The organism is Brevundimonas sp., assembly GCF_013823285.1.
GTDB lineage: Bacteria > Pseudomonadota > Alphaproteobacteria > Caulobacterales > Caulobacteraceae > Brevundimonas.
Genome location: NZ_PNLV01000010.1, coordinates 1 through 24,479, shown reverse-complemented (window position 1 = coordinate 24,479; position 24,479 = coordinate 1). Strand labels below are relative to the sequence as shown.

Here is a 24,479-nt window from a genome sequence, read left to right as displayed (position 1 = left end):
TGTTCTGATCTTGTGGTTGACCCTAGCCGTGTTGTGCGCCCGATCAACCGTTTCGCGCTTGCTAGTCCAGCCGCGGTTACGGCGAAAGGGGGGAGAGGAGATGACGGGGTCGGAATTAAGAACCGCCGGACGCGAGGCGTCCGGCGGTCTCTATGGCCGATCCGGGGAGGGGAGAGGATCGACCGCTGGCCCGGCCGTCGGGAGGGGGAGGGAAGGCCGGGCTGCTGAGATCCAGATAGGGGGTAGAAAGCGGCGATCAAGTGGCGGTCGAACCGCCCGCGTCTTTCCGCCGCAGCCTGTCCAGTAGCGACTTCCTGGGCGGCTTGTCATCGGACTCGCGGGGAGCGTCGGCATAGGGGTCCCCGTCCCCCGACAGCAGCACGGCGATCCAGCGCGAGCCCTTGAATTCGGCGAGGATCGCCATGGCCGCCACGGCGAGAGGCGTGGAAAGGAACATGCCCACTACGCCCCAGATCTGACCCCAGAACGCCAGGGACAGCAGGACAACCACGGGGTCGATGTTCTGATTGTCGCCCTGCATGCGCGGCTGGATCACATTGCCCATGATGAACAGCAACGCCTGAAGTCCGGTCAGCAGCACCACCGCCTGCCAGTAGGTTTCAAACTGCACCAGGGCGAACAGCGGCGGGGCCAGGCCGGCGATGGCGCCGCCAAGGATCGGGATATAGCCCACGACGAAAATGACGAAGGTCCAAAAGCCCGCGTTCTCCAGCCCCACCGCGCGCATCAACACATAGGCCACCGCACAGATCATGGCCCCGGTTACGGTCTGGACCCACAGATAGCCCTCAACCCCGCCGCGCACCCGCTCGAACACCGCCATGGCCTCCTGCCGGTCGTGACGGCGGGGGAACATGTTGACGATCTTCTTCCTGAACCCGACCTGGGACGCGAGAAGGAAGCCCAGATAGACCAGAACAAAAAAGGCGCCGGTGGCGATGTTCTGGACGTCCATGGCCACCTCGGCCAGCAGGCCGCGGAGATTGATTTCGCCGATCAACTCGCGCGCGGTCGGCGCCACCTCGATGCCAATCAGCCCGGCGATGTCGGCGATTATGGCGTCCAGCCGCTCAACAACCGTCGTCGCCTGGGCGATGAAGCCCGCCGCGCCGTCGACGATGATCCAGATGGAGGCGATGAACCCCAGCAGCACGAGGGTCACCGCAGCAGCCATGGAGAGCCCATTCGCCAGGCCGGTGCGTTGCTCGATGACCCGGCGCACCCCGTCGATCATGATCAACAGGAAGATCGCCATGGCCAGGGGCGTCAGAATGTCCCTGAGCCAGTAGATGGCCGCCCCTGCCGCCACCACGGCCAGAATGACCAGGGCGTTTCTGGACACCGCGGAGCCAGGCAGGGTGATGGGCGATTTCATGCCTCCCTTGTCCGCGTCGCCGGGGCGCGCGTCAATCGCCGGTGGCGCCGCCTCGCCACTGCGCTAACAATCGACCCGCGACATGCAGGAGAGCACGCCATGACCGACACCGATCTGTTCCTGGGCAGGGCCGGGGAGGCGCAGTTCCTCAGGCTGGACCGCGCCAATCGCCACGGGGTGGTGGCCGGGGCCACGGGTACGGGAAAGACTGTGACCCTTCAGATCATGGCCCAGGGGTTCTCGGACGCGGGCGTTCCAGTGTTCTGCGCCGACGTGAAGGGCGACCTGTCGGGGATCTGTATCGCCGGAACGCCCAACGAGAAACTGCTGACCCGCGCAAGGACCATCGGCCTGGACCTCCAGCCCGCAGCCGCCCCTACGGTCTTCTGGGATCTGTTCGGTGAAAAAGGTCATCCCGTGCGCGCCACGATCAGCGAGGTGGGGCCCCTGCTGCTGGCGCGGATGCTGGAGCTTTCGGACGTCCAGACCGATGTGCTCTCGGTGGTCTTCCATGTGGCGGACAAGGAGGGGCTTCTGCTGCTGGACCTGGCCGACCTGCGCGCCCTGCTGACCCATGTGGCCGAGAACGCGTCAGAGATCGGCAAGGCCTACGGCCATGTGGCCCCGGCCTCCCTCGCCGCCATCCAGCGATCCCTGCTGGCGCTGGAGCGGCAGGGCGCGGCCGCCTTCTTCGGCGAACCGGCGCTGCGGCTGGAGGACATGATCCGGACGGGGCTCGACGGACGCGGCCAGGTCAATGTGCTGGCGGCCGACAAGCTGATGGCCAGCCCGCGGCTGTACGCAGCCTTCCTGCTCTGGCTGCTGTCGGAGCTGTTCGAGCAGCTGCCCGAGGTGGGCGATCCCGAAAAGCCGCGCCTGGTATTCTTCTTCGACGAGGCCCACCTGCTGTTCGACGATACCCCACGCGCCCTGGTGGAGAAGGTCGAGCAGGTGGTTCGTCTGATCCGCTCAAAGGGCGTGGGCGTCTATTTCGTCACCCAGAATCCGGCCGACATTCCCGACAGCGTGCTGGGCCAGCTCGGCAATCGCATCCAGCACGCCCTGCGGGCCTACACCCCCGCCGAGCAGAAAGGCCTGAAGGCGGCGTCCGGTTCATTCCGCGCCAATCCCGCCTTTGATACGGCCGAGGCTATCCAGTCGCTCGGCGTCGGCGAGGCCCTGGTCTCGGTGCTGGACGAAAAGGGCGCACCGACGGTGGTGGCCCGCACCCTGATCCGTCCGCCCGCCAGCCGCCTCGGCCCCGCCACCGACGTCGAGCGCGCCCAGGTGATGTCCCAAAGCCCCGTGCGCGGCGTCTATGACCATATTGTGGACCGCGAATCCGCCCACGAAATCCTCACCGCCCGCGCCGAGGCCCAGGCGGCGGAAGAGAAGGCGGAAGCGCACGAGACCGAGGAGCGAACGCCCAGCCGGAAGCCCTCCCGCTCCACCCCGCGCCCCAAGGCCGCTCCCCGGCGCCGGACCTCCAACCGCCAGACGCCCATGGAGGCGCTGACCAAATCCGTCCTTCGGACGGCCGGAACAACCATCACCCGGGAACTTCTACGCGGTGTTCTCGGCGGCCTGCGTCGGCGCTAGGGGATCGTTCGAAAGCCGTTCGATCAGCGGTTTGTGGGCGGCGCCCTACCGCTGGATGCCGCATTGCGGCATAAACCCGTCATGAAGTTCCTCGACCAGGCCAAGATCTATATTCGCTCGGGCAACGGCGGGGCGGGCTCCGTCTCGTTCCGACGCGAGAAATTCATTCCCAACGGCGGACCGGACGGCGGCGACGGCGGCCGGGGCGGCCACGTCTGGATCGAGGCGGTCGAGGGACTGAACACCCTGATCGACTATCGCTACCAGCAGCACTTCAAGGCCCAGACCGGCCACCACGGCCAGGGGCGCCAGATGCACGGCGCCAAGGGCGAGGACGTGGTGCTCAAGGTGCCGGTAGGCACCCAGGTGCTGGACGAGGACAAGGAGACTGTCCTGCTGGACATGGACGAGCCCGGCAAGCTGGTGAAGCTGCTCAGCGGCGGCAACGGCGGCTGGGGCAACGTCCACTTCAAGGGCCCGGTCAATCAGGCCCCGCGCCACGCCAATCCGGGCCAGGAAGGCCAGGAGAAATGGATCTGGCTGCGGCTGAAGCTGATCGCCGACGTGGGTCTGGCGGGCCTGCCCAATGCGGGCAAGTCCACCTTCCTGGCGGCGGCCAGCGCGGCCAAGCCCAAGATTGCGGACTATCCCTTCACCACCCTGACGCCCAACCTCGGCGTGGTGGATCTCAGCCCGACCGAGCGTTTCGTCATCGCCGACATCCCCGGCCTGATCGAAGGGGCCAGCGAGGGGGCGGGACTGGGCACTCGCTTCCTCGGCCACGTTGAGCGCACCGCCAGCCTGATCCATCTGATCGACGGGACCCAGGATGATGTGGCCGGGGCCTGGCGCACCATCCGCGCCGAACTGGAAGCCTATGGCGAGGGTCTGGGGGAAAAGACCGAGATTCTGGCCCTGAACAAGATCGACGCCCTGACCCCGGAACTGCGCGAACAGAAAGCCGCCGAACTGGAAGCCGTGGCCGGCCGACGACCCATGCTGGTGTCCGGCGTATCCGGCGAGGGCGTGCCCGAACTGCTGCGCGCCGCCTGGGCCGAGGTGCGAAAGACCCGGGGCGAGATCCCCGCCGAAGAAGAAACCACCGAGGAGACGCAGGGCGGCTGGACCCCCTGAGGGACCGCCCCATTCAATCCATGACTGACGACATCCGGACGGCCACGCAGGCCGAGACCCAGACCGACGCCGCCACGGACGACCACGCCGACAAGCCCCGGCGCATGACGCGCGCTGCACGGGTGATCTCGGAGTCCAGACGCATCGTGGTCAAGATCGGCTCATCCCTTTTGGTAGACCGCAAGACCAATCAGGTTGACCACGTGCGGCTGAAAGGCCTGGCCGCCGATATCTCGGGCTGGAAGGCCCAGGGCAAGGAAGTGCTGATCGTGTCCTCCGGCGCCGTGGCCCTGGGCCGCCGCCGCCTGGGTCCCAGGGCGCGGGGACCGGGGCTGGAGAAAAAACAGGCCTCGGCCGCCGCGGGTCAGTCGCTGCTGATGGCCGGGTGGGAGCAGGCGTTCGACCCCCACGGCGTCATCACCGCCCAGATCTTGCTGACCCGGGACGACACCGAGACACGGCGGCGCTGGCTGAACGCGCGGGCCACCGTGGGCGCCCTGCTTGGTATGGGCGCGGTGCCGGTCATCAACGAGAATGACACCATCGTCACCGAACAGATCCGCTACGGCGACAACGACCGCCTGGCCGCCCGCGTGGCCCAGATGATCAGCGCCGACCTGCTGATCCTGCTGTCGGACGTGGACGGCATCTACACCGCCGACCCGCGTGTCGATCCTGACGCGAAGCATATTCCCTACATCGAGACCCTGACGCCAGAGATCGAGGCCATGGCCACAGGCGCCAATGCCGAGGCGGGCGTGGGCACCGGCGGCATGGCCACCAAGGTCATGGCCGCGCGCATCGCCTCGGAGGCCGGCTGCATCACCCTGATCGCGGCGGGTCGAGCCAAGACGCGCGGCTCCCAGCATCTGGAACAGGGCCGCCGCTGCACCGTCATCGCCGCCTCGACGACGGTGAAGGACGCCTACAAGCAGTGGATCGGCGGCTCGCTGGCCACCCGCGGTGAACTGGTGGTGGACGCCGGGTGCCGACGCGCCCTGATTTCGGGCAAGTCGCTGCTGGCGGTGGGCGTGAAAGAGGTCCGGGGCGCCTTCGGCAAGGGCGACACCGTGGTCCTGCTGGACGAGACCGGCGCGGACCTGGCCAGCGGTCTGGTGCGCTATGACGCCAAGGATCTGGAGACCATCAAGGGCTTGCGCTCCGGTGCCCTCAAGGAGGTGCTGGGCTATGCGGGCGGACCGGTGGTGATTCACGCCGACGACCTGTCCCTGAGGGACACGGTGGTGGAGACCCGGGGGCCGCACAATGTCCGGCCGAAGCGGCCAAAACGCTGACCGGGCCTTGAAATTTCAGGGTTTGAGGCGATGTTAGGGGCATGACTGTCATGACCAAGACCGCCCCGCCGCCCGTCGACGCCGCCGATCTGGAACAGGACATGTTGGCCATGGGCCGCCGCGCCCGCGCCGCCGACCGTCAGCTGGCGCTGGCCTCGCCCGAGGCCCGCACCAGGGCCATCAGCGGCATGGCCAGGGCCCTGCGCGCCCGCGCCGCCGACGTCCTGAAAGCCAACGCCGCCGATCAGGACGCCGCCCGCGAAAAGGGCATGGAGTCCGCCATGCTGGACCGACTGGGTCTGGACGAAGCCCGGCTGGAAGGCGTGGCCAAGGCGCTGGACTCCATCGCCGCCATCCCAGACCCCGTCGGCGCGGAGACCGCGCGCTGGACGCCTGAGAACGGCCTGGACATCGCCCGGGTCCGCACTCCCATCGGCGTGCTGGCAATCATCTATGAAAGCCGCCCCAATGTGACCGCCGACGCCGCCGCCCTGGCCGTGCGTGCGGGCAATGCCGTGATTCTGCGCGGGGGCTCCGAATGCCTGCGCTCCAATCTGGCCATACACGGCGCCCTGATGGAGGGTCTCAGCGCCGCCGGTCTGCCGACCGATGCAGTGCAGATGGTCACCACGCGCGACCGCGCGGCGGTCGGCCATATCCTCTCCGGGCTGGACGGCTCCATCGATCTGCTGATCCCGCGCGGCGGCCGTTCGCTGGTGGAACGGGTCAAGACCGACGCCCGCGTGGCCGTTCTGGGCCATCTGGAAGGCGTCAATCACGTCTATGTCCACGAAAGCGCCGATCCGGACACAGCGCGCGCCGTGGCGGTGAACGCCAAGATGCGCCGCGTTTCCGTCTGCGGCGCCGCCGAGACCCTGGTCATCGACCGCAGCGTGGCCGCTGATCTGCTGCCGAAGATCGCCGCCGATCTGGCCGACAAGGGCTGTGAGCTGCGCGGCGACGAAGCCGCCCAGGCCCTTGTGCCAGCGGCGAAGGCGGCCACCGACGCCGACTGGGCCACGGAATACCTGAAGGCCATCATCGCCGTGAAGGTGGTGGACGGCATCGACGACGCCATCGCGCACATCGACGCCTACGGCTCGGGCCACACGGAATGCATCGTGGCCTCGGACGACGGGGCCGTGGAACGTTTCCTGGCCCAGGTAGACGCGGGCATCGTGCTGGCCAACGCCTCGACCCAGTTCGCCGACGGCGGCGAGTTCGGATTCGGCGGCGAGATCGGCATCTCCACCGACCGCCTTCACGCGCGGGGGCCGGTGGGCGCCGAGCAGTTGACCAGCTTCAAATATGTGGTGCGCGGCAAGGGCCAGATTCGTCCGTAAGGTCGGCTGTATGGACAGTCTCGAAACGTCGTGATCCTCTGCGGGCATGATTGGAAGCGTCCTCGCCCTCGTCCTGTTCGCAGGGTTCGACTCCACGCCGCCCCGCCCGCTTCTCGACCTGCTGGAAGACGCCGAAGCGGCTGCCACGTTCGATTATCCATCGCTGGGAGACGCGGAGCGCCTGTCAGAGCTTGACGCCGCTCTTCAGCAGGAAGTGGATCGGCGGAGGGCCGGGTCTCGCTGCGTCACGCCCGCTGAACAAGCCGTCCTGACGGGGCTGGCGACGGCGAGCGCGGCGCAATCCCATGAAGCCTGGCGCGCCGACCGGGAGGCGGCCGAACACCACCTGGAACGCTGGCGCGCTCTGATCGAAACGGTTCTTGCCGGTGAGGCGGCGCAAGCGGATGACCTGGCGAACGCCCAGCGCTGGATCGAGGCGGCGCGGGACGCCCCGACGCCCCGGCTGGCCGAACTGTTCAGGCGTTCGGCGTGGGATCAGGCTTGGCGCGGGGGGTATCTGGACGGGCCCGATGGCTGGGCCGGCGACGTGGTGCCCGGTGTGATGCAGCGCATCAATCGCACCATCGCAGCCGAGGGCTGTCGCCAGGACATGGAAAACGCGGTCTGGCTGAAAACGGAGTTAGATGCGCATGGCTGGTTCCGCATATCCCAGCATGGGGAGGAGGCGGATCGTGCAGCCTGGCTCATCGTCCAGCACGCCGATCAGGACCCCCAGTTCCAGACAGCGGTCCTGGCTATGCTGGAGCCGCTGGTCGCTCTGGGCGAAACGCGACCATCCAGCTACGCCTATCTGCATGACCGGGTGGCGGTGAACACGGGCCGGCCCCAGCGTTATGGAACCCAGGGACGATGCACCGCGCCGAATGTCTGGACACCGCGGATGATCGAGGACGAGGCGCGGGTGGAAGCCTTGCGGGAGCAGGTCGACATCGGATCCCTCACCGAATATCGCGCTCACATGAGTCGCTTCTGCGCCCACTACGACGGTTGACCGCCGACGGCTGTCCGGTTTGGCGGGACAGACGGACATCGGCGTGTTAGGGCGCGGGTGAGCATAAGTCGCTCCCGCGCCTCTCCGAGCCTCCGCCCTTGGCCTTTTTCCACGCCGGTCCTGCGCCCCGTTCCGCCGGTCCCCGACCGGGGCTGTTGCGCGACGGCCTGCGGCTTGAGCCGGGCCTGAAGGTCGGGCTGCTGGGCGGTTCATTCAACCCGGCCCACGAGGGCCACGCCCATGTCGCCGAGACGGCCATGCAGCGGCTGGGGCTGGACCGGGTCATCTGGCTGGTCTCGCCCCAGAACCCCCTGAAGGACCATAGCGAGACCGCGCCGCTGGCCGAGCGCATGGCCTCGGCGCAGGCGTTCGCGCGCGGGCCGGCCATGGTTGTGTCGGACTTCGAGAGCCGGGTGGGCTGCCGCTGGACCGTGGACACCCTGCGCGCCATCACCGCGCGGCATCCGGGCGTGAAGTTCGTCTGGCTGATGGGATCGGACAACCTGGCGACATTCCATCGCTGGCGCGGCTGGACGGACATCGCCGCCGCCATGCCCATGGCCGTGATCGCCCGGCCGGGCTCGCAACTGCAAAGCCGCACCGCCCCGGCGGCCCGTCGTTACGCCGCCTTTCGGGTCCCCCAGGAACAGGCGCGCCTGCTGCCGGACACACCCGCCCCGGCCTGGACCTATCTGACCGCGCCTCTGAACCGGGCGTCCTCCACGGCCATACGGGCCGCCGGGTGACCATCGCGCGCATACGTGCTAGGGTGCGGTTCAAGTCAGTCAATGTGGAGCACTTCGCTGTCCCCCTCGCCCGCGTCCAAGACGCAAGCCCCGGCCGTTTCAGACACCGCGCGTGAAACGGACCTGATCGCGCCCGTCGGCGCCGAAGACCCCCAGACGCCCGAGATCGACGCCGCCGCCCTGGAAGCGGCCATTCTCGCACGCCTCGATGACGACAAGGCCCAGGAGATCGTCCTGATCGACCTGAAGGGCAAGAGCCCCATGGCCGACACCATGATCGTGGCTTCGGGCCGGTCGCAACGTCATGTGGGCGCCCTGGCCGACCACCTGCTGCGGCTGCTCAAGGAGCACGGGCTGGGCAAGGCCAAGGTCGAGGGTCTGCCCCACTGCGACTGGGTGCTGATCGATGCAGGGGACGTCATCGTCCACCTGTTCCGCCCCGAAGTGCGCACCTTCTACAACATCGAGAAGATCTGGTCGGTGGACTCGGCCCACCGGACCCAGTCGGCTTGACGCCCCGCGCCCGGTGCGCATCGGCATCATCGCCATAGGAAAGGCGGGCCGCGGCCCGGAGGCCCAACTGGCCGAGGACTATGCGCGTCGCACCACGATGGCTGGCCGCGCTCTGGGCTTTGGACCGGTCGAGCTCATCGACCTTGATCCGAAGAAGCCCGGCAAGGCGCCGGAGGCGCAGCTGATTCTGGCCGCCGCCGAGGGCGCCCACCTGATCGCCTGCGACGAGCGGGGGCGAACATACGGATCGCGCGCCTTCTCCGACCACATCGCGGGGCTGCGGGATCAGGGCGAGCGCCGGCTGGTGTTCGCCGTCGGCGGGGCCGACGGGCTGGACCGTTCGGTGCTGGATGCGGCGCGGTCGACCCTGGCCTTCGGGCCCCAGACCTGGCCCCACGCCCTGGCCCGGGCGATGCTGGCGGAACAGGTGTACAGAGCCGTGACCATCATGGCCGGATCACCCTATCATCGCGACTGATGTCGTCGCTTCGCCCCCTGTTTCTGATCCTGGCTGTGCTGACGGTCGCGCCGCCCGCCGCCGGCCAGCGCGCTGACGCGCCCGCCGATGAACTGGCGCGCCTGCGTGTGGAGCACCGCGAGGAGCAGTTGCGCGCCCGCCGCTTGCGCGCCGACGCCGAAGACGCGGCCGAGGAAGTGGCGCGGCTGGACCAGGATCTGCGGCGTCTGGCGCTGGAGGACCAGGGCGACACCACGGCCATCAACGCCCAGCGGGCGCGCCTGGCCGAACTGGGCGAACGCGAAGCCGCCCTGCTGGCGCGACTGAGCGGCGAACGGGCCCGTCAGGGTCGGCTGCTGTCATCCCTGCAGATGATGAGCCGCGAGCCGCCGCCCCCGCTGCTGATCCCCGCCGACCGCGCTGTGGACACGGTGCGCGCCGCCATACTCATGCAGGCCATGGCCCCCGCCTTGCGTGACCGCGCCGACGCCCTGCTGGAGCAGCAGGTCGAAATTCAGAACACCCGCCGCCGCGCCGCCCTGGCCAGCGAGGCGCTGTTCACCGTCGAAAGCGCCCAGATGAACCGGCGAGCCGAGATCGAGACCCTGCGGGGGCGTCGCCGCGAACTGGCCGTCATCCTGCGCGCCGACGCCGAACGGGCCGAACGGGCGGCGCGGACTCTGGAGGCGCGCATCGAGACACTGGGGGGAGCGTCGGCGCCGCTTGAGCCGGGTGCAGCCCGCTCGGCCACCGCCGCCGCTCCCGGCGGGCGGAACCAGTTGACCGCCCCGGTGGCCGGGCCGCCGAGCGCCCGATACAGTCGCGCCGCGCGGGGGTGGACGTGGCGCGCCGACGGCGGGGCGGAGGTCCGGGCGCCCATGAACGCCGTGGTCGAGCACGCCGGCCCCCTGGATGGCTGGGGCGAGGTGGTGATCCTGGACCTTTCGCCCGGCTGGCGCGCCGTCATCGCCGGGCTGGGACCGCTCGCCGTGGGCACGGGCGACCGGGTCGAGGACGGCGAGGTCCTCGGCCGACTGCCCGACAGCGCCGAGGCCGAAGTGTATTTCGAGCTGCGCAGGGACAACCGCCCTGTGGACCCATCGCCATGGCTGGAATGATCAGTTCAAGACGCTCGACGGCGGCCTTCGCGCCTGATTTTATGGACGAATGGCGCAACGCCATGATTTCGTCGCCGTGGGGGTGACTGATATGACCCTGCGATCCTTCCCGATATCGAGAGACCGAATGCGCAAACTGCTTCTGATCGGCGCCGCCTCCATTGCTCTGGGCGGCAGCGCCATGGCCGTGGCCAGCCAGACGCCCCGCAGCGAAACCTTCCGCATGCTGGAGCTGTTCGGCGACGTCCTGGCCATCGTGGAGCGGGCCTATGTGGTCGAGGTGGACAACACCGACCTGATCCAGGCGGCCTTGCGCGGCATGATGACGGCGCTGGATCCTCACTCCAGTTACATGGCGCCGGAGGATTTCGACAATCTTCGCGAGCGTACTGAAGGGTCCTATTCCGGCGTGGGCCTGGAGATCACCTCCGAAAACGGTCTGGTGAAGGTGATCTCTCCCATGGACGGCGGCCCCGCGGCCCGCGCGGGCGTCAACCCAGGCGACGTCATCTCGGCCATTGAGGGCCAGAGCGCGGCAGGCCTGACGGTCAGCCAGGTCTCCGAACGCCTGCGGGGCGCCGCCGGCACCGATGTCACGGTCACCTTCATGCGCGATGGCGAGGAGCCGCGCGAGGTGGTGCTGACCCGCGAAGTGATCCGCGTGGATTCGGTCACCGGACGCATGGAAGGCGAGTTCGCCTACATCCGCGTGGCCACCTTCAACGAAAACACCGGCCGTGAGCTGAACACGGTCATGGCCGACCTCAAGGCCCGGAACCCCAACATCCAGGGCTATGTGCTGGATCTGCGCAACAACGGCGGGGGCCTGCTGACCGCGGCCATCGCGGTGGCGGACGCCTTCCTCGAGCGTGGCGAAATCGTCAGCCAGCGCGGCCGCACCCCCGAACAGATCGAACGCTATGCCGCCCGCCCGGGCGACCTGGCCGACGGGCTGCCCATCGCGGTGCTGATCAACTACGGCTCCGCCTCGGCGTCGGAGATCGTGGCGGGCGCCCTGCAGGACCACGAGCGGGCGACGCTGGTGGGCCTGACCAGCTTCGGCAAGGGCTCGGTGCAGACCGTTCTGCCGCTGCGGGAGGGCCGCGACGGGGCCCTGTCCATCACCACGGCGCGCTATTACACGCCCTCGGGCCAGTCGATCCAGAAGATCGGCATCGAGCCGGACCTGGAGGTGGCGCGCACCGCCGCCGAGGCGCGCATCGTCTCCCGCTCGTCCTTCATCTACAGCGAGGCGGCCTATTCCAACGCCCTCGACTCGTCCATCGGAGCCGAGCGGCGCGGGGCCCACACCCCTCGCGAGGCGCCGGGCGATGACCACCCGGAAGACGAGGACTACCAGCTGCAGCGGGCCCTGGACGTTCTGCGCGCCGGCGGAAACCTGACCCGCCTGGCCGCAGCGCCGGCTACAGTGGTGGTCACCCTGGCCGAGCCGGAGGAGACCATCCGTGTGGCGACGGCCAGTCCCGAAGACTGATCGCTACATGGTGAACGGGCTGTTAGGCTTTCTTAACCGGCGCACTGCGAACATGGGGCCTTAGTCCGGCAGCCGAGTTCCGCAAGCCCGCACATGTTCGCCAAACGTCATTCCGCCCTGGCAGCCACCGCTGGAACGGCTCCGCGCCGTCGGGCGTCGGCCGGGCTGTCGCGGGCGCTAGCTTTTCTGCGCCACCCGGTGGCGGCCGTTGGCGCGGCCCTGACGCTGCTGATCGGTGCGGCCGGTCTGTTCATCCTGGTGCTGGGCGATCCGACCGCCGGAAGCCCCTCTGCCCGCGCCGCCCTGACCCGCCCCGACGCGCCGGTAGCCGAGCCGCCCACAGGCATGGAGGCGTTCACCCTCGACACCCTGGGCCTGTACCAGGACCTGACCGCGCCCGGCTTCGAACTGGATGACGAGGGGGGACCTATCGCGGGCGAGGCCCTGATCACCCTGCCCGACGGGGCCAGCGCCGGTGGCGGTTCATCCATTACCGCGCCCCGCCGCCCGCCCGCCGATCCCCTGCCCGCAGCCCCGATCGCGGGCCTCAGCCAGCCTGGCCCCAACGGGCTGCTGCCGGTGATCAACGCCGACGGCCGCACCCCGGCCGAGGCCTACGCCCGGCCCTTCCGCCCAAATGGCCGGCCCCGCGTGGCCCTGATCGTCGGCGGACTGGGTCTGAACGCCGTCACCACCCGCGCCGCCATAGAGCGACTGCCCGCCGAGGTGACCCTGTCCTTCGTGCCCTACGCCGAGGGCCTTCAGGGCTGGATCGACCTGGCCCGCGCGCACGGCCACGAGGTCCTGATCGAGATCCCCATGGAGCCGACGGGCTATCCCGACAATGACCCCGGCCCCTACACTCTTCTCTCCAACGCCGGTCCCGACGACATCCGCCAGCGGCTGGACTGGCTGCTGGGCCGCGCCACGGGCTATTTCGGTGTGACCAACTATCTTGGCGACCGCTTCGTCACCTCGGACGGGGCCATGTCGGCCTTCCTTGGGGTCATGCGCAGCCGGGGCCTGGCCTTCGTGGACGACGGATCGGCCCGCCGCCGTCCCGGCGCCTACACCCGCGCCAGCGCCGACCGCATCATTGACGAGGTGCAGAGCCCCGCCGCCATAGTGGCCCAGTTGAACGCCCTTGAGGCCGCCGCGCGCGAGAACGGCGACGCCATGGGCGCCGGCTTCTCCTATCCCGTGACGGTGGAGGCGGCCGCCCGTTGGGCCGATGGCCTGTCGGACCGGGGTCTGCAGCTGGCGCCCGCCTCGGCCATGACCCGGCGGCCGGGCCGCTAGTGGCCGATCTCTCCCTGTACCGCCCCAATGTGGGCGTGGTGCTGTTCCATCCGGACGGCCGGGTCTGGCTGGGCCGCAGGGCGAAGACGCCAGAACCCTGGTGCTGGCAGTTCCCGCAAGGGGGCGTCGACCGGGACGAAGCCGAACGGGGCGAGTGGGAAGGGGCGGCCCGGCGGGAATTGCTGGAGGAGACAGGCGTCCGGTCCGCGGACCTGCTGGCCGCCACCGACGACTGGATCACCTACGACTTTCCGCCCGAAGCCTCCGGCGCAAAGATCGCGCGCGGCTGGAAGGGCCAGAAGCAGAAGTGGTTCGCCATGCGTTTCACGGGCGAAGAGGCCGAGATCGACCTGACCGCCTGGCCGCCCATCGAGTTCGAGGCCTGGCGCTGGGGCCGGCTGGACGAGGTCTGCGACCTGATCGTGCCGTTCAAGCGCCCGGCCTATGAACAGGTGGCCGCCGCCTTCGCCCGCTTCGCCGCCTGACCCTTGCGGCGCGGCGAAGCCGGGTCTAGACCGCCGCCAAGGTTTCAACCTCCCACCATCCCGGCCTCAAGCAGCGCACAAGACGCCGACGGGCCTCAAGGACCATCCCATGGCCCCGCCGCGCGACCGCGCGACAGGCCAGCAACATGGAGACTCGCCCATGGCTCGCGCCAAGATCGCCCTCATCGGCGCCGGAATGATCGGCGGCACCCTGGCTCACATCGCCGCCCGCGAGGAGCTGGGCGACGTGATCCTGTTCGACATCGCCGAGGGCACGCCGCAGGGCAAGGCGCTCGACATCGTCGAGGCAACCGCCGTGTTCGGCTCGGACGTGAACCTGAAGGGCGCCAACGACTATGCCGACATCGCCGGCGCCGACGTGTGCATCGTCACCGCCGGCGTGCCGCGCAAGCCGGGCATGAGCCGCGACGACCTGATCGGGATCAACCTCAAGGTCATGAAGGCCGTGGGCGAGGGCATCAAGGCCCACGCGCCGGACGCCTTCGTCATCTGCATCACCAACCCCCTCGATGCGATGGTGTGGGCGCTGCAGAAGTTCTCGGGCCTGCCGAAGGAAAAGGTGGTCGGCATGGCCGGCGTGCTGGATTCGGCCCGCTTCGCCTACTTCCTGGCCGAAAAGACCGGCGTGTCCATCAAGGACATCAACGCCTGGACCCTCGGCGGCCACGGCGACGACATGGTGCCCATGGTGCGCCACTCCACCATCGGCGGCCTGCCCCTGCCGGACGCGGTCAAGCAGGGCTTCATGACCCAGGCCGAGCTGGACGCCATCGTTGAGCGCACCCGCAAGGGCGGCGGCGAGATCGTGGCCCTGCTGAAGACCGGTTCGGCCTTCTACGCCCCGGCCGAGAGCGCCATCGCCATGGCCCGGTCCTATCTGAAGGACCAGAAGCGCGTCCTGCCGATTGCCGCCTGGCTGTCGGGCGAATACGGCGTGTCGGACATGTATGTGGGCGTGCCCGCCCTGATCGGCGCGAACGGGGTGGAGAAGATCATCCAGTTCGACACCAACGACGACGAGAAGGCCATGTTCAAGACGTCGGTGGACTCGGTGAAGGGCCTGATCAAGGCCTGCCAGGACATCGACGGCTCGCTGGCCTGAGCTTCGTCAAGGCGTTGAAATGAGATAGGGCGGAGCCGACGCTCCGCCCTTTTCCTATTGCGCAGCCGGCTGAAGGTAGCCGACGTGGACGGCGAAAGCCGCGAGGGTCCCGCGCCACAGGTCCAGATGGTCAGACAGATGATCCATGGGCGCACCCTCTGTGGGGATCATGTCGTACTGGACGAGTGCCGAGCCTTCCTCGCCCGCCTCGAAATAGGCCTTGAGGAAACGCCGGTCGCGGTTCCAGGCATTGACCATGTCCAGGGTGACGCTGTCATTGGTGAAGCCGGCGCCGAACTGCAGGCTGTCGCAGCCCCGGGCCTCGCAGCCGTAGAAGAACAACAGCCAGGTCAGGCCTTCGTCCTGCACGCGGATGTAGCTTTCCTCGCCTTCGGTGACCAGTTCCGGCGTCAGCGCCCGGCCGGAGAGCCAGTCTGACACAGCCTGCGGCGTCACCTGGGCCGAAGCGGCCCCGGCGGACAGGGCCAGAGACAAGGCCGACACGGCGGTGGCCAGACGGAGCATGTGCATGAAACCCTCCCGATGCTTCCGCCACTCTAGCCTCGGCGCCGCATCGGGGGAAAGGGGCCGTCAGGCGGCGTCAGCCTGCTCCAGCCAGTCGGCGGAGGACATCTGGTTCAGACGCGACACGGTACGTTCGAACTCGAAGGCGCCGACGCCTTTGGGATAGAGGGCTTCCGGCGCCGCCTCGGCCAGGACCACCAGTCGGGTGCGGGCTTCGTAGAGGGCGTCGATCAGGGTGACGAGGCGACGGGCCTCCTGCTGGCTGTCGGGCCCGAGCACAGGGACGCCTTCCAGGAACAGGGTGTGGAACCGCTCGGCCATGGCCAGATAGTCGGAGGCGCCCAGCGGCCGGGCGCACAGCTCGGCGAAGGTCGCCCGGGCCAGACCGCCGACCGTGCGCTCAATCACCACGTTACGGCCCGTGACCGCCAGATGGGCGGGCTCTTCCGGCTCGTCACCCTTGAGGTCCTCCCACAGATGCTCGAAGGCCTGGGAGCGGCCCATGTCGAGACCGGAATACCACAGACGCGAATTGGCCATGCGGGCCAGGCGCCAGTCGCGTCCGCCGGCCATCTGCACCACCGCGCAGCGCTCCTTGATGATGTCGATGAAGGGCTCGAACAGCGGGCGGTTGATGCCGTTGACGTAGAGGTCGTCCGGCGAGCGGTTGGAGGTGATGGCCAGCACCACCCGGTGCTCGAACAGGGCCTCGAACAGGCGGCCAAGGATCATGGCGTCGGCGATGTCGGTGACCTGCAACTCGTCGAAGCACAGCAGGCGCGCCTCCGAGGCGATCAGCTCCGCGGTGGGGGCGATGGGATCGTCGCCTTTTGACTGGCCGAACACGGCCTTGCGCTGGGCCGAGTCGCCCTCGCGCCACTGCCGGATCAGATCGTGGACCCGGGCCATGAAGGCGTGGAAGTGGGCGCGGGTCTTCCGGGGCTCGGGGGCCTCGGCGTAGAACAGGTCCATCAGCATGGACTTGCCCCGGCCCGGCGGCCCCCAGAGGTAGAGTCCCTTCACCTGCGGCGGCTTGCGAAACAGCCATCCGCCCTTCGCCAGATCGCGCTCCAGCCGGCTCAGGGCCGTGATGGCGGTTTCCTGGGCGGGGTCGGCGGTCAGCGCGCCGGATTCAAGGCGGCGGTCATAGGCGGCGCGGGTCAGGGAAGGCATGGAAATGCGCTTAAAGGCTCGAAACGGGGCTGCAAAGCGATTGCTTCGCGGGTGCGAAGGACTAAATGCAATGGGCATGCGCGTCCGCGCGCAAACCTCCCCCTTTCGGAACAGGATCGAGATCATGGGCTATCGCGTCGCCATCGTTGGCGCCACCGGCAATGTGGGCCGGGAAATGCTGGCCATCCTGGAAGAGCTGAACTTCCCGGTGGATGAAATGCACGCCCTGGCCTCGCGCAAGTCCAAGGGGATCGAGGTCTCATTCGGCGACAAGACCATCCGCTGCCAGGACATCGAGCAATTCGACTTCTCGACTGTGGATCTGGTGCTGATGTCGGCGGGCGGGGCGGTGTCGCGGGCGTGGTCCGAGAAGATCGGCAAGGCCGGGCCCATCGTGATCGACAACTCCTCGGCCTTCCGCAAGGATCCGGATGTGCCGCTGGTGGTGCCCGAGGTGAACCCGGACCACATCAAGCTGGCGACGAAGAAGAACATCGTGGCCAATCCCAACTGTTCCACCGCCCAGCTGGTGGTGGCGCTGAAGCCCCTGCATGACGCGGCGAAGATCAAGCGCGCGGTGGTGTCGACCTATCAGTCCGTGTCCGGCGCGGGCAAGGAAGGCATGGACGAGCTGTGGAACCAGACCAAGGCCATCTATGGCCTGGGCGACGCCACGCCGAAGAAGTTCCCCAAGCAGATCGCCTTCAACGTCCTGCCTTTCATCGGCGAGTTCCGCGACGACGGCTACACCGACGAGGAAGCAAAGATGTGGGACGAGACCCACAAGATGCTGGACCCGGACATCAAGCTGACCGTCACCTGCGTGCGGGTGCCGGTGTTCGTGGGCCACTCCGAGGCCGTGACGCTGGAGTTCGAGCGCTCCATCGAGGTGGAGGAGGCCCGGGCCATCCTGCGCGACGCGCCCGGGATCATGGTGATCGATAAGCACGATGACGACGGTTACATCACCCCTGTGGACGCCGCCGGGGAGCACGCGGTGTTCGTCTCGCGCATCCGCAAGGACACGACCGTGGAGCACGGCCTGAGCCTGTGGGTGGTGTCGGATAACCTGCGCAAGGGCGCGGCCCTGAACGCCGTGCAAATCGCCCAGTTGCTGGACGAGCAGGGCATGCTGAAGACCGCCACCGGATACCGCACCCTGACCGTGGGATAAGGATCTCGCCATGACCGGCCAACCGGCGGGCGGAGACGACTCCGCCCGCGCGGCCCTGATCGCCGGGGTCGCCTGCTATGTGCTGTGGGGCCTGTCGCCCCTCATCTATCAGCCCATGGGCCGCATCGGCGCGGACGCGGGCGAGATCATGGCCCACCGCGCGGTGTGGGGCGTGCTGCTCGCGGCGGGGCTGGTGTGGCTGGCCGGGCAGTCGGCGCAGGTGCGGCGGGTGCTGCGCAATCCGCGGACCCTGATGTGGCTGACCCTGTCCACCGCCCTGATCGCGGTCAACTGGTTCATCTTCGTTTGGGCCGTGAACAGCGGACGGACGCTGGAGACGAGCCTGGGGTATTACCTCAACCCCCTGTTCAACATGGCGCTGGGGGCCTGGCTGTTCCGGGAGCGGATCAGCCGGCTGGGCTATGCAGCCATTGCGCTGGCGGCCATGGGGGTGGTGCTGCAGGGCGTGGCCATTGGCGGCCTGCCCTATGTGTCGCTGGCGCTGGCCGTGTCGTTCGCGGCCTATGGCGTGATCCGCAAGCGGGTGCAGGCGGACGCCCAGACGGGGCTGCTGGTGGAGTGCCTGATCATGGCGCCGTTCGGCCTCGCCTGGCTGGTCTGGCTGCACCATCAGGGGCTGGGGCATTTCACCAACAGCCCGGTCGCCGCCTTCTGGCTGTTCCTGGCCGGGCCCATGACCGTGGCGCCGCTGGTGCTGTTCTCATGGGCCGCGCGGCGCATGCCCCTGTCGACCATCGGCTTCATCCAGTTCATCGCCCCCACCCTCAGCTTCATCATCGGGGTCTCCCAGGGCGAGGCGTTCAACCTGACCCGGCTGGTCAGCTTCGCCTTCATCTGGGGCGGGGCGGCGGTGTTCCTGGCCGCGGCCATGCACCGGGCCCGGGCCGCGCGCCGGGCCCTGAAGGACGCCGCAGGCCCCGCCTAAAGGCCGGCGTAGAGCGCCTCGAACAGGCGAAGCGCGCGCGGGTCGCCGATCAGGTGGGGCGACTGGCGGGTCATGACGTAGGCGGCCGAGACGTTGGTGGTCGGGTCCGCCATGGCGCAGGAGCCGCCCCAGCCGCAGTGGCCCAAGGTCTCCGGGTTTGGCCCGAAGATGCCCAGGCCCTCGTTCCTCATCCAGCCCGCCGCCCAGCGGATGGTGAAGGGCAGGACGCGGTCCGGGCCGTGGATGCGCTCACGGGCGGCCTCGGCCAGGGTCTCCGGCGACAGGATGGTCTTGCCGTCCAGCACGCCGCCACCCGCCAGCACGCCCATGATGCGGGCCAGGGCGTCGGCGCGGGCGTGCATGTTGGCGGACGGGATCTCCATCTTGCGCCACTCGGCGGAGCCGCGTCCGCCGGGGGCGGAGCCGCGATCGAGAAATGCAGATTTCTTGATGGCGTCGATGGTCCCCAGATCGGGGGCGGCTGACGGCTTTCTCAGCTGCGCCACCCGATCGTGCTGATCCTCGGGCAGGCCGATCCACAGGTCGAGATCGAACGGTTCGGCGAAGTCCTCGCGCAGGGCCGTTCCCATGGTCCGGCCGTCCAGACGTCGGAACACCTCGCCCGCCAGATAGCCGATGGTGATGGGGTGGTAGCCAGACGCGGTTCCGGGCGCCCACAGGGGCGTCTGGGCGGCCAGCCGATCCAGCACCGCCTCGGGCTCGAACCAGAGAGAGGGGTCGACGGTCTCATCGAAGCCCGCCAGGCCCGCCTGATGGCTCATCAGCTGGCCCAGGGTGATCCGGTCCTTGCCCGCCTGGCCGAAGGCGGGCCAGACCTCGGCCACCGGGGTGTCGTAGGTGACGAGGCCCCGCTCCACCAGGGTGGCGATCATCAGGCTCATGACCACCTTGCCGGTGGAGAAGACCGGAACCAGCGACCGCTCGGTGAAGGGCGTTGTCTTCGCGGCGTCCGTATGACCGGCCCACAGGTCAATGACCGTCTCGCCGCCGATGCAGACGGAGAAGCGGGCGGCCAGTTCGTCGAGGCCCTCGGGGGCGTCGGTGAAATTGGCGGCGAAGGCGTCTTTCACGCCTGAAAAGCGGTCGGGGCAAAGGCCTTTGATGTCGATCATCGCGCTTCCATAGCATCCGGGCGGTGCGGTTTCAGACTCGGGCTGCGGAAAAAACAGGGTCTGAATTGTCCGAATTGTCCGAAATCGTCCCTCCCCCGGCATGGGCCAGAGCCATTCTAGGGCGCCCGGGAAGGAGGGGGACGAAACGGGGACCGATCACGGCGCGCCTGTTGCGGCGCGGCCACCATGGGTCAGCTGAACGGGGCCATGACCACGGGCGTGGTTGATCCATCGCGCTCCAGGGTTCCGCGCCAGTGGACGCCTTCCCGCTGGAGGCTGAGCCGGGCCGCACCGTCGGGGTCGGCCACCTCGATGGTCAGGGTGTCGCCCGACCGCACCACCAGCGACAGGGCGCCCAGCCGGCGGCTGGTCAGGGCCGCGTTCGGCGCCGTGGGCTCGCGCCAGGCCCCCTCGACAAGGGCGCCGTCGCCACGATCCATCATCAGAAGCTCCAGCACCGGGGCGCCGTCCGAAGCCGTCACGCGCCAGCGGCCATCCAGCGGCCCCATGATGGAATTGGCGCGCAGGGCGGCTGAGGTCACCCCCTGCTGATAGACCACCTCGGCGTCCGTTGGCGTGACCTCATAGGTCCCGTCATAGGATTCCAGCAGGGCCGGCGCCTCCAGCGCCCGGCGGGTGATCATCCAGGCGTCGCCCTCCGCCCCCGGCGTGTCCCACGAGGGTTCATAAGGCCGCACCGGCGGGCCGGCGTACAGCTCCAGCGAGGTGGGGGACGCCTCAACATAGGCGACGGGGCCGTCCTGAACGGCAGTCACGGCGAGGGTCAGGGCGATCCAGATCATTGGAAAAGGGTAGCGACATGAAGCCGCAGCGCAAGGCCGGGCCGCAGGCAAGGGAATCCGGGCCGTTGAGCGAACCGTGAAGCCTGCCGCGTTGACACCCCCCTGCGCAGGTTCGTAAAGCCTTCCGCACTGCATCATTGCTGATTTTACAACGGTTTGAGAACGATTCGCATGTCGACCGCCTCAGACGCCGACGACGACCAGACCGGCCGTTTCGTGCGCCAGCCCAACGGCCGCATCCGGCCCCTGTCCCCCCACCTTCAGATCTGGCGCTGGCATGTGACCATGCTGGCCTCGATCCTGTTCCGGGTGACCATCGGCGCCGCCAGCTTCGGCGCGATCCTGGTCATCGGATGGCTGGGGGCCCTGGCCTTCGGGCCCGAGGCCTACGCCGGGGTGATGGCCTTCATGGGTTCGCCCCTGGGCTTGCTGATCGGATTCGGTCTGACCCTGGTGATGTTCTCCTTCATTCTGAACGGCGGTCGCCACCTGGTTCAGGACACCGGCGCGGCCCTGGAGATCGGCCCGGCGAACCTGCTGTCGCACATTTCGGTCTGGGGGCCGGTGGTGCTGACCGTGCTGTTCTGGGCCGTTCTGTTCACCACCGGGAGGGTCTCGCTGTGAGCGGCTACGCCCAGTACAAGAACCGCGTGAAGATCTCCGAGCGCCACGGCGCGGGCGAATGGGTCATCGAGCGGGTCTCCCTGCTGATTCTCATGCCGCTGGGCGTCTGGACGGCCTCCAGCGCCTTCACCCTGGCCGGCGCCGACTACGAAACCGCGACGGCGTGGTTCGCCAGCACCCTCAACGCGGTGCTGCTCGGCGTCACGGCGGTGGTGTTCCTGGGCTACATCAGCCTGGCGTGGAAGGTGATCATCGAGGACTACATCCATCGCCCCCGCAACAAGGCGCTGCTGATCGGCCTGTCGAACCTGATCTTCCTGGTGCTGGCGGCGGCCAGCGTCTTCTTCATCACGCGGCTGGCGCTGGGTTCGGCGCCGCTGCCCGCCGGTTTCGGGGCCTGAGAACCACATGGCTGCTTATGAATTCGTCGATCACGAATACGACGTCGTCGTCGTGGGCGCCGGCGGCTCCGGCCTGCGGGCCGCTCTGGGCGCCGCCCAGCAGGGCCTGAAGGTCGCCTGCGTCACCAAGGTCTTCCCGACCCGCTCCCACACCGTGGCCGCCCAGGGCGGCATCTCGGCCTCGCTGGGCAACATGGGCGAGGACGACTGGAAGTGGCACATGTACGACACCGTCAAGGGGTCGGACTGGCTGGGCGATCAGGACGCCATCGAATACCTGGTGCGCGAGGCGCCCAAGGCGGTCTACGAGCTGGAGCACTGGGGCGTGCCCTTCAGCCGCACCGAGGACGGCCGCATCTATCAGCGCGCCTTCGGCGGCATGACGCGCAATTTCGGCGAAGGCCCGGTGCAGCGCACCTGCGCCGCCGCCGACCGCACCGGCCACGCCATCCTGCACACCCTGTACGGCCAGTCGGTGCGGCGCGAGGTGAAGTTCTTCATCGAGTATTTCGCGCTGGACCTGATCATGCAGGACGGCGCCTGCACGGGCGTCACCGCCTGGCAGCTGGATAACGGCCAGCTGCACCGCTTCCGCGCCAAGCTGGTGATCCTGGCCACCGGCGGCTACGGGCGCGCCTATTTCTCGGCCACCAGCGCCCACACCTGCACCGGCGACGGCAACGCCATGGTGCTGCGCGCCGGCCTGCCGCTGCAGGACATGGAGTTCGTGCAGTTCCACCCCACCGGCATCTACGGCGCCGGCTGCCTGATCACCGAGGGCGCGCGCGGCGAGGGCGGCTATCTGACCAACTCGGAGGGCGAGCGGTTCATGGAGCGCTACGCCCCCTCGGCCAAGGATCTGGCCAGCCGCGACGTGGTCAGCCGCTCCATGACCATTGAGATCCGCGAAGGCCGCGGCGTCGGTCCCAACAAGGACCACATCTACCTGCATCTGGATCACCTGGATCCCAAGACCCTGCACCAGCGCCTGCCGGGCATTTCCGAAAGCGCCAGGATCTTCGCGGGCGTGGACGTGACCAAGGCCCCGATCCCGGTGCTGCCGACCGTGCACTACAACATGGGTGGCATCCCCACGAACTATCACGGCGAGGTGCTGACCAAGGTGGGCGACAACGCCGACACGGTCGTGCCCGGCCTGATGGCCGTGGGCGAAGCGGCCTGCGTCTCGGTGCACGGCGCCAACCGCCTGGGCTCCAACAGCCTGACCGACCTGGTGGTGTTCGGCCGCGCCGCCGGCCTGCGCGCCGGCGAGGTGGTGGACAAGGCCGCGCCGGTCCCGGCCGCGCCCGCCGGCGCCACCGACGCCCACCTGGCCCGGCTGGACCGCTTCCGCCACGCCTCGGGCGGCACGCCCACGGCCAAGCTGCGCGACGACATGCAGCGGGCCATGCAGTCCGACGCGGCGGTGTTCCGCACCGGCAAGACCCTGGACGAGGGCGTGGCCAAGCTGCGCGCCATCCACGCGGCCGGCGAGGACATCCAGACCACCGATCGCGGCCTGATCTGGAACACCGATCTGGTCGAGACCCTGGAATACGACAACCTGATCGATCAGGCGCTGGTCACCATCGAGAGCGCGGCCAACCGCAAGGAAAGCCGCGGCGCCCACGCCCGCGAGGACTATCCCGACCGCGACGACGCGGAATGGATGAAGCACACCCTGGCGTGGAAGCGTCCGGGACAGGGCGTGGCGATCGATTACCGACCGGTCCACGAGTACACGATGTCCAGCGACATCGACTACATCAAGCCCAAGGCGAGGGTTTACTAGGCATGGTTCAGCTCACCCTTCCGCGCGGTTCCAAACCCACCCAGGGCAAGGTCCACAAGGCCCCCGAGGGCGCGACCAACGTCAAGACCTACAAGGTCTACCGGTATGACCCCGAGGTGGACGCCGATCCGCGCTGGGACGTGTTCGAGGTCTCAGCCGACGACCACGGGCCGATGCTGCTGGACGCCCTGATCCACATCAAGAACACCATCGATCCGACCCTGGCGTTCCGCCGCTCGTGCCGCGAGGGCATCTGCGGGTCGTGCTCCATGGCCATCGACGGGCGCAACACCCTGTCCTGCACCAAGGGGTGGGAGGAGTGCTCGTCCTCCACCATCACCATCGCGCCCCTGCCCCACCAGCCGGTGGTCAAGGATCTGGTCACCGACCTGAGCCTGTTCTACGCCCAGTACGACTCTATCCAGCCCTATCTGCAGTCCGACGAGCCGGACCCGACCACCGAGCGGCTGCAGTCGCCGGAGGACCGCGAGAAGCTCGACGGGCTGTACGAGTGCATCCTGTGCGCCTGCTGCTCGACCTCGTGCCCCAGCTACTGGTGGAACCAGAAGGACTACCTGGGCCCGGCGGCGCTGCTGCAGTCCTACCGCTGGATCGCCGACAGCCGCGACGACGCGACGGAGAAGCGGCTGGATGACCTGGAAGACCCCTTCAAGCTCTACCGCTGCCACACCATCATGAACTGCACCCAGGTGTGCCCCAAGGGCCTGAACCCGGCCAAGGCCATCGCCGAGACCAAGAAGCTGATGGTGTCGAAGGAACGGAAGAAGGCACAGGCCTCGGCCTGACGCGCGCTTGATGGCGAAAATCACCTACATCGAGCATGACGGGACCGAGCACGTCGTCGACGTGAAAAACGGCCTGTCCGTCATGGA

Annotated in this window: 24 protein-coding genes and 1 pseudogene; 20 read left to right on the top strand and 5 right to left on the bottom strand. The window is 68.5% G+C overall.

Translation table 11 applies throughout. The features are described from left to right. Positions 1 to 256: 256 nt before the first annotated feature. Positions 257 to 1,396 carry an AI-2E family transporter gene (locus C0461_RS02880; RefSeq protein WP_292103776.1) on the bottom strand — a complete coding sequence of 380 codons (1,140 nt, stop codon included), beginning with the start codon at positions 1,394 to 1,396 and terminating at the stop codon, positions 257 to 259. Between the two features lie 99 nt (positions 1,397 to 1,495). On the opposite strand from C0461_RS02880, the gene C0461_RS02875 reads away from it, so the two are divergent. From C0461_RS02875 to mdh, 13 genes are all read left to right on the top strand, one after another. Beyond that, positions 1,496 to 2,995: a helicase HerA-like domain-containing protein gene (locus C0461_RS02875; RefSeq protein ID WP_292103775.1), complete on the top strand. Its 1,500-nt coding sequence runs from the start codon at positions 1,496 to 1,498 to the stop codon at positions 2,993 to 2,995. Positions 2,996 to 3,076: 81 nt separating this feature from the next. Next, positions 3,077 to 4,129 carry a GTPase ObgE gene (gene obgE, locus C0461_RS02870; RefSeq protein ID WP_292103774.1) on the top strand — a complete coding sequence of 351 codons (1,053 nt, stop codon included), beginning with the start codon at positions 3,077 to 3,079 and terminating at the stop codon, positions 4,127 to 4,129. Positions 4,130 to 4,233: 104 nt separating this feature from the next. Next, on the top strand, positions 4,234 to 5,424 hold the full coding sequence (proB, locus tag C0461_RS02865; protein ID WP_292103804.1) for a glutamate 5-kinase: 1,191 nt from the start codon (positions 4,234 to 4,236) through the stop codon (positions 5,422 to 5,424). 50 nt (positions 5,425 to 5,474) lie between these two features. Next, on the top strand, positions 5,475 to 6,767 hold the full coding sequence (locus C0461_RS02860; RefSeq protein ID WP_292103772.1) for a glutamate-5-semialdehyde dehydrogenase: 1,293 nt from the start codon (positions 5,475 to 5,477) through the stop codon (positions 6,765 to 6,767). A 46-nt stretch (positions 6,768 to 6,813) separates the two neighbouring features. Then, entirely contained in the window at positions 6,814 to 7,779 is a 966-nt protein-coding gene (locus tag C0461_RS02855; protein WP_292103771.1) for a DUF6624 domain-containing protein, read from the top strand. Positions 7,780 to 7,934: 155 nt separating this feature from the next. After that, on the top strand, positions 7,935 to 8,525 hold the full coding sequence (locus tag C0461_RS02850; RefSeq protein ID WP_292103769.1) for a nicotinate-nucleotide adenylyltransferase: 591 nt from the start codon (positions 7,935 to 7,937) through the stop codon (positions 8,523 to 8,525). Positions 8,526 to 8,567: 42 nt separating this feature from the next. Further along, on the top strand, positions 8,568 to 9,038 hold the full coding sequence (rsfS, locus tag C0461_RS02845) for a ribosome silencing factor (protein ID WP_292103767.1): 471 nt from the start codon (positions 8,568 to 8,570) through the stop codon (positions 9,036 to 9,038). Between the two features lie 13 nt (positions 9,039 to 9,051). After that, positions 9,052 to 9,516 (top strand): 23S rRNA (pseudouridine(1915)-N(3))-methyltransferase RlmH, encoded by a 465-nt coding sequence (rlmH, locus tag C0461_RS02840; protein ID WP_292103765.1) that lies wholly within the window; start codon positions 9,052 to 9,054, stop codon positions 9,514 to 9,516. Beyond that, a complete protein-coding gene (locus C0461_RS02835) occupies positions 9,516 to 10,613 on the top strand; it encodes a peptidoglycan DD-metalloendopeptidase family protein (RefSeq protein ID WP_292103762.1) in 1,098 nt (365 codons plus the stop codon). The genes rlmH and C0461_RS02835 overlap by 1 nt, the downstream gene beginning before the upstream one ends. Before the next feature lie 127 nt (positions 10,614 to 10,740). After that, entirely contained in the window at positions 10,741 to 12,108 is a 1,368-nt protein-coding gene (locus C0461_RS02830) for a S41 family peptidase (protein ID WP_292103761.1), read from the top strand. Between the two features lie 93 nt (positions 12,109 to 12,201). Then, complete coding sequence (locus C0461_RS02825; protein WP_292103759.1) at positions 12,202 to 13,407, top strand: divergent polysaccharide deacetylase family protein; 1,206 nt, start codon at positions 12,202 to 12,204, stop codon at positions 13,405 to 13,407. Further along, positions 13,407 to 13,892, top strand: coding sequence for an RNA pyrophosphohydrolase (locus C0461_RS02820; protein WP_292103758.1), 486 nt, complete (start codon positions 13,407 to 13,409; stop codon positions 13,890 to 13,892). Before C0461_RS02825 ends, C0461_RS02820 begins: the two co-directional genes overlap by 1 nt. A 160-nt stretch (positions 13,893 to 14,052) precedes the next feature. Further along, complete coding sequence (gene mdh / locus C0461_RS02815) at positions 14,053 to 15,015, top strand: malate dehydrogenase (protein WP_292103757.1); 963 nt, start codon at positions 14,053 to 14,055, stop codon at positions 15,013 to 15,015. Between the two features lie 54 nt (positions 15,016 to 15,069). Here mdh and C0461_RS02810 read toward each other — a convergent pair whose 3' ends face one another. Then, the gene (locus C0461_RS02810; protein ID WP_292103755.1) at positions 15,070 to 15,546 is read right to left on the bottom strand and encodes a YbjN domain-containing protein; all 477 of its coding nucleotides are present in this window, start codon (positions 15,544 to 15,546) and stop codon (positions 15,070 to 15,072) included. Between the two features lie 60 nt (positions 15,547 to 15,606). After that, positions 15,607 to 16,713 (bottom strand): cell division protein ZapE, encoded by a 1,107-nt coding sequence (gene zapE / locus C0461_RS02805; RefSeq protein ID WP_292103752.1) that lies wholly within the window; start codon positions 16,711 to 16,713, stop codon positions 15,607 to 15,609. 124 nt (positions 16,714 to 16,837) lie between these two features. Between zapE and C0461_RS02800 the strand changes: the two genes are divergently transcribed. Both C0461_RS02800 and rarD read left to right on the top strand, forming a co-directional pair. Further along, positions 16,838 to 17,887, top strand: coding sequence for an aspartate-semialdehyde dehydrogenase (locus C0461_RS02800; RefSeq protein WP_292103750.1), 1,050 nt, complete (start codon positions 16,838 to 16,840; stop codon positions 17,885 to 17,887). A gap of 10 nt (positions 17,888 to 17,897) precedes the next feature. Continuing rightward, on the top strand, positions 17,898 to 18,833 hold the full coding sequence (gene rarD / locus C0461_RS02795) for an EamA family transporter RarD (RefSeq protein WP_292103748.1): 936 nt from the start codon (positions 17,898 to 17,900) through the stop codon (positions 18,831 to 18,833). On the opposite strand, the gene C0461_RS02790 is transcribed toward rarD, so the two are convergent. Both C0461_RS02790 and C0461_RS02785 read right to left on the bottom strand, forming a co-directional pair. Then, complete coding sequence (locus C0461_RS02790; RefSeq protein WP_292103747.1) at positions 18,830 to 19,966, bottom strand: serine hydrolase domain-containing protein; 1,137 nt, start codon at positions 19,964 to 19,966, stop codon at positions 18,830 to 18,832. The genes rarD and C0461_RS02790 overlap by 4 nt on opposite strands. A gap of 191 nt (positions 19,967 to 20,157) precedes the next feature. After that, the gene (locus C0461_RS02785; protein ID WP_292103745.1) at positions 20,158 to 20,769 is read right to left on the bottom strand and encodes a hypothetical protein; all 612 of its coding nucleotides are present in this window, start codon (positions 20,767 to 20,769) and stop codon (positions 20,158 to 20,160) included. A gap of 171 nt (positions 20,770 to 20,940) precedes the next feature. On the opposite strand from C0461_RS02785, the gene sdhC reads away from it, so the two are divergent. From sdhC to C0461_RS14450, 5 genes and pseudogenes are all read left to right on the top strand, one after another. Further along, entirely contained in the window at positions 20,941 to 21,393 is a 453-nt protein-coding gene (gene sdhC, locus C0461_RS02780) for a succinate dehydrogenase, cytochrome b556 subunit (protein WP_292103743.1), read from the top strand. After that, complete coding sequence (gene sdhD / locus C0461_RS02775; protein WP_292103741.1) at positions 21,390 to 21,794, top strand: succinate dehydrogenase, hydrophobic membrane anchor protein; 405 nt, start codon at positions 21,390 to 21,392, stop codon at positions 21,792 to 21,794. The genes sdhC and sdhD overlap by 4 nt, the downstream gene beginning before the upstream one ends. A 7-nt stretch (positions 21,795 to 21,801) precedes the next feature. Further along, positions 21,802 to 23,586 (top strand): succinate dehydrogenase flavoprotein subunit, encoded by a 1,785-nt coding sequence (gene sdhA / locus C0461_RS02770; RefSeq protein ID WP_292103739.1) that lies wholly within the window; start codon positions 21,802 to 21,804, stop codon positions 23,584 to 23,586. 2 nt (positions 23,587 to 23,588) lie between these two features. Continuing rightward, positions 23,589 to 24,392 (top strand): succinate dehydrogenase iron-sulfur subunit, encoded by an 804-nt coding sequence (locus C0461_RS02765; protein WP_292103737.1) that lies wholly within the window; start codon positions 23,589 to 23,591, stop codon positions 24,390 to 24,392. 10 nt (positions 24,393 to 24,402) lie between these two features. After that, a pseudogene (locus tag C0461_RS14450) lies at positions 24,403 to 24,479 on the top strand (ferredoxin); the annotation flags it as partial.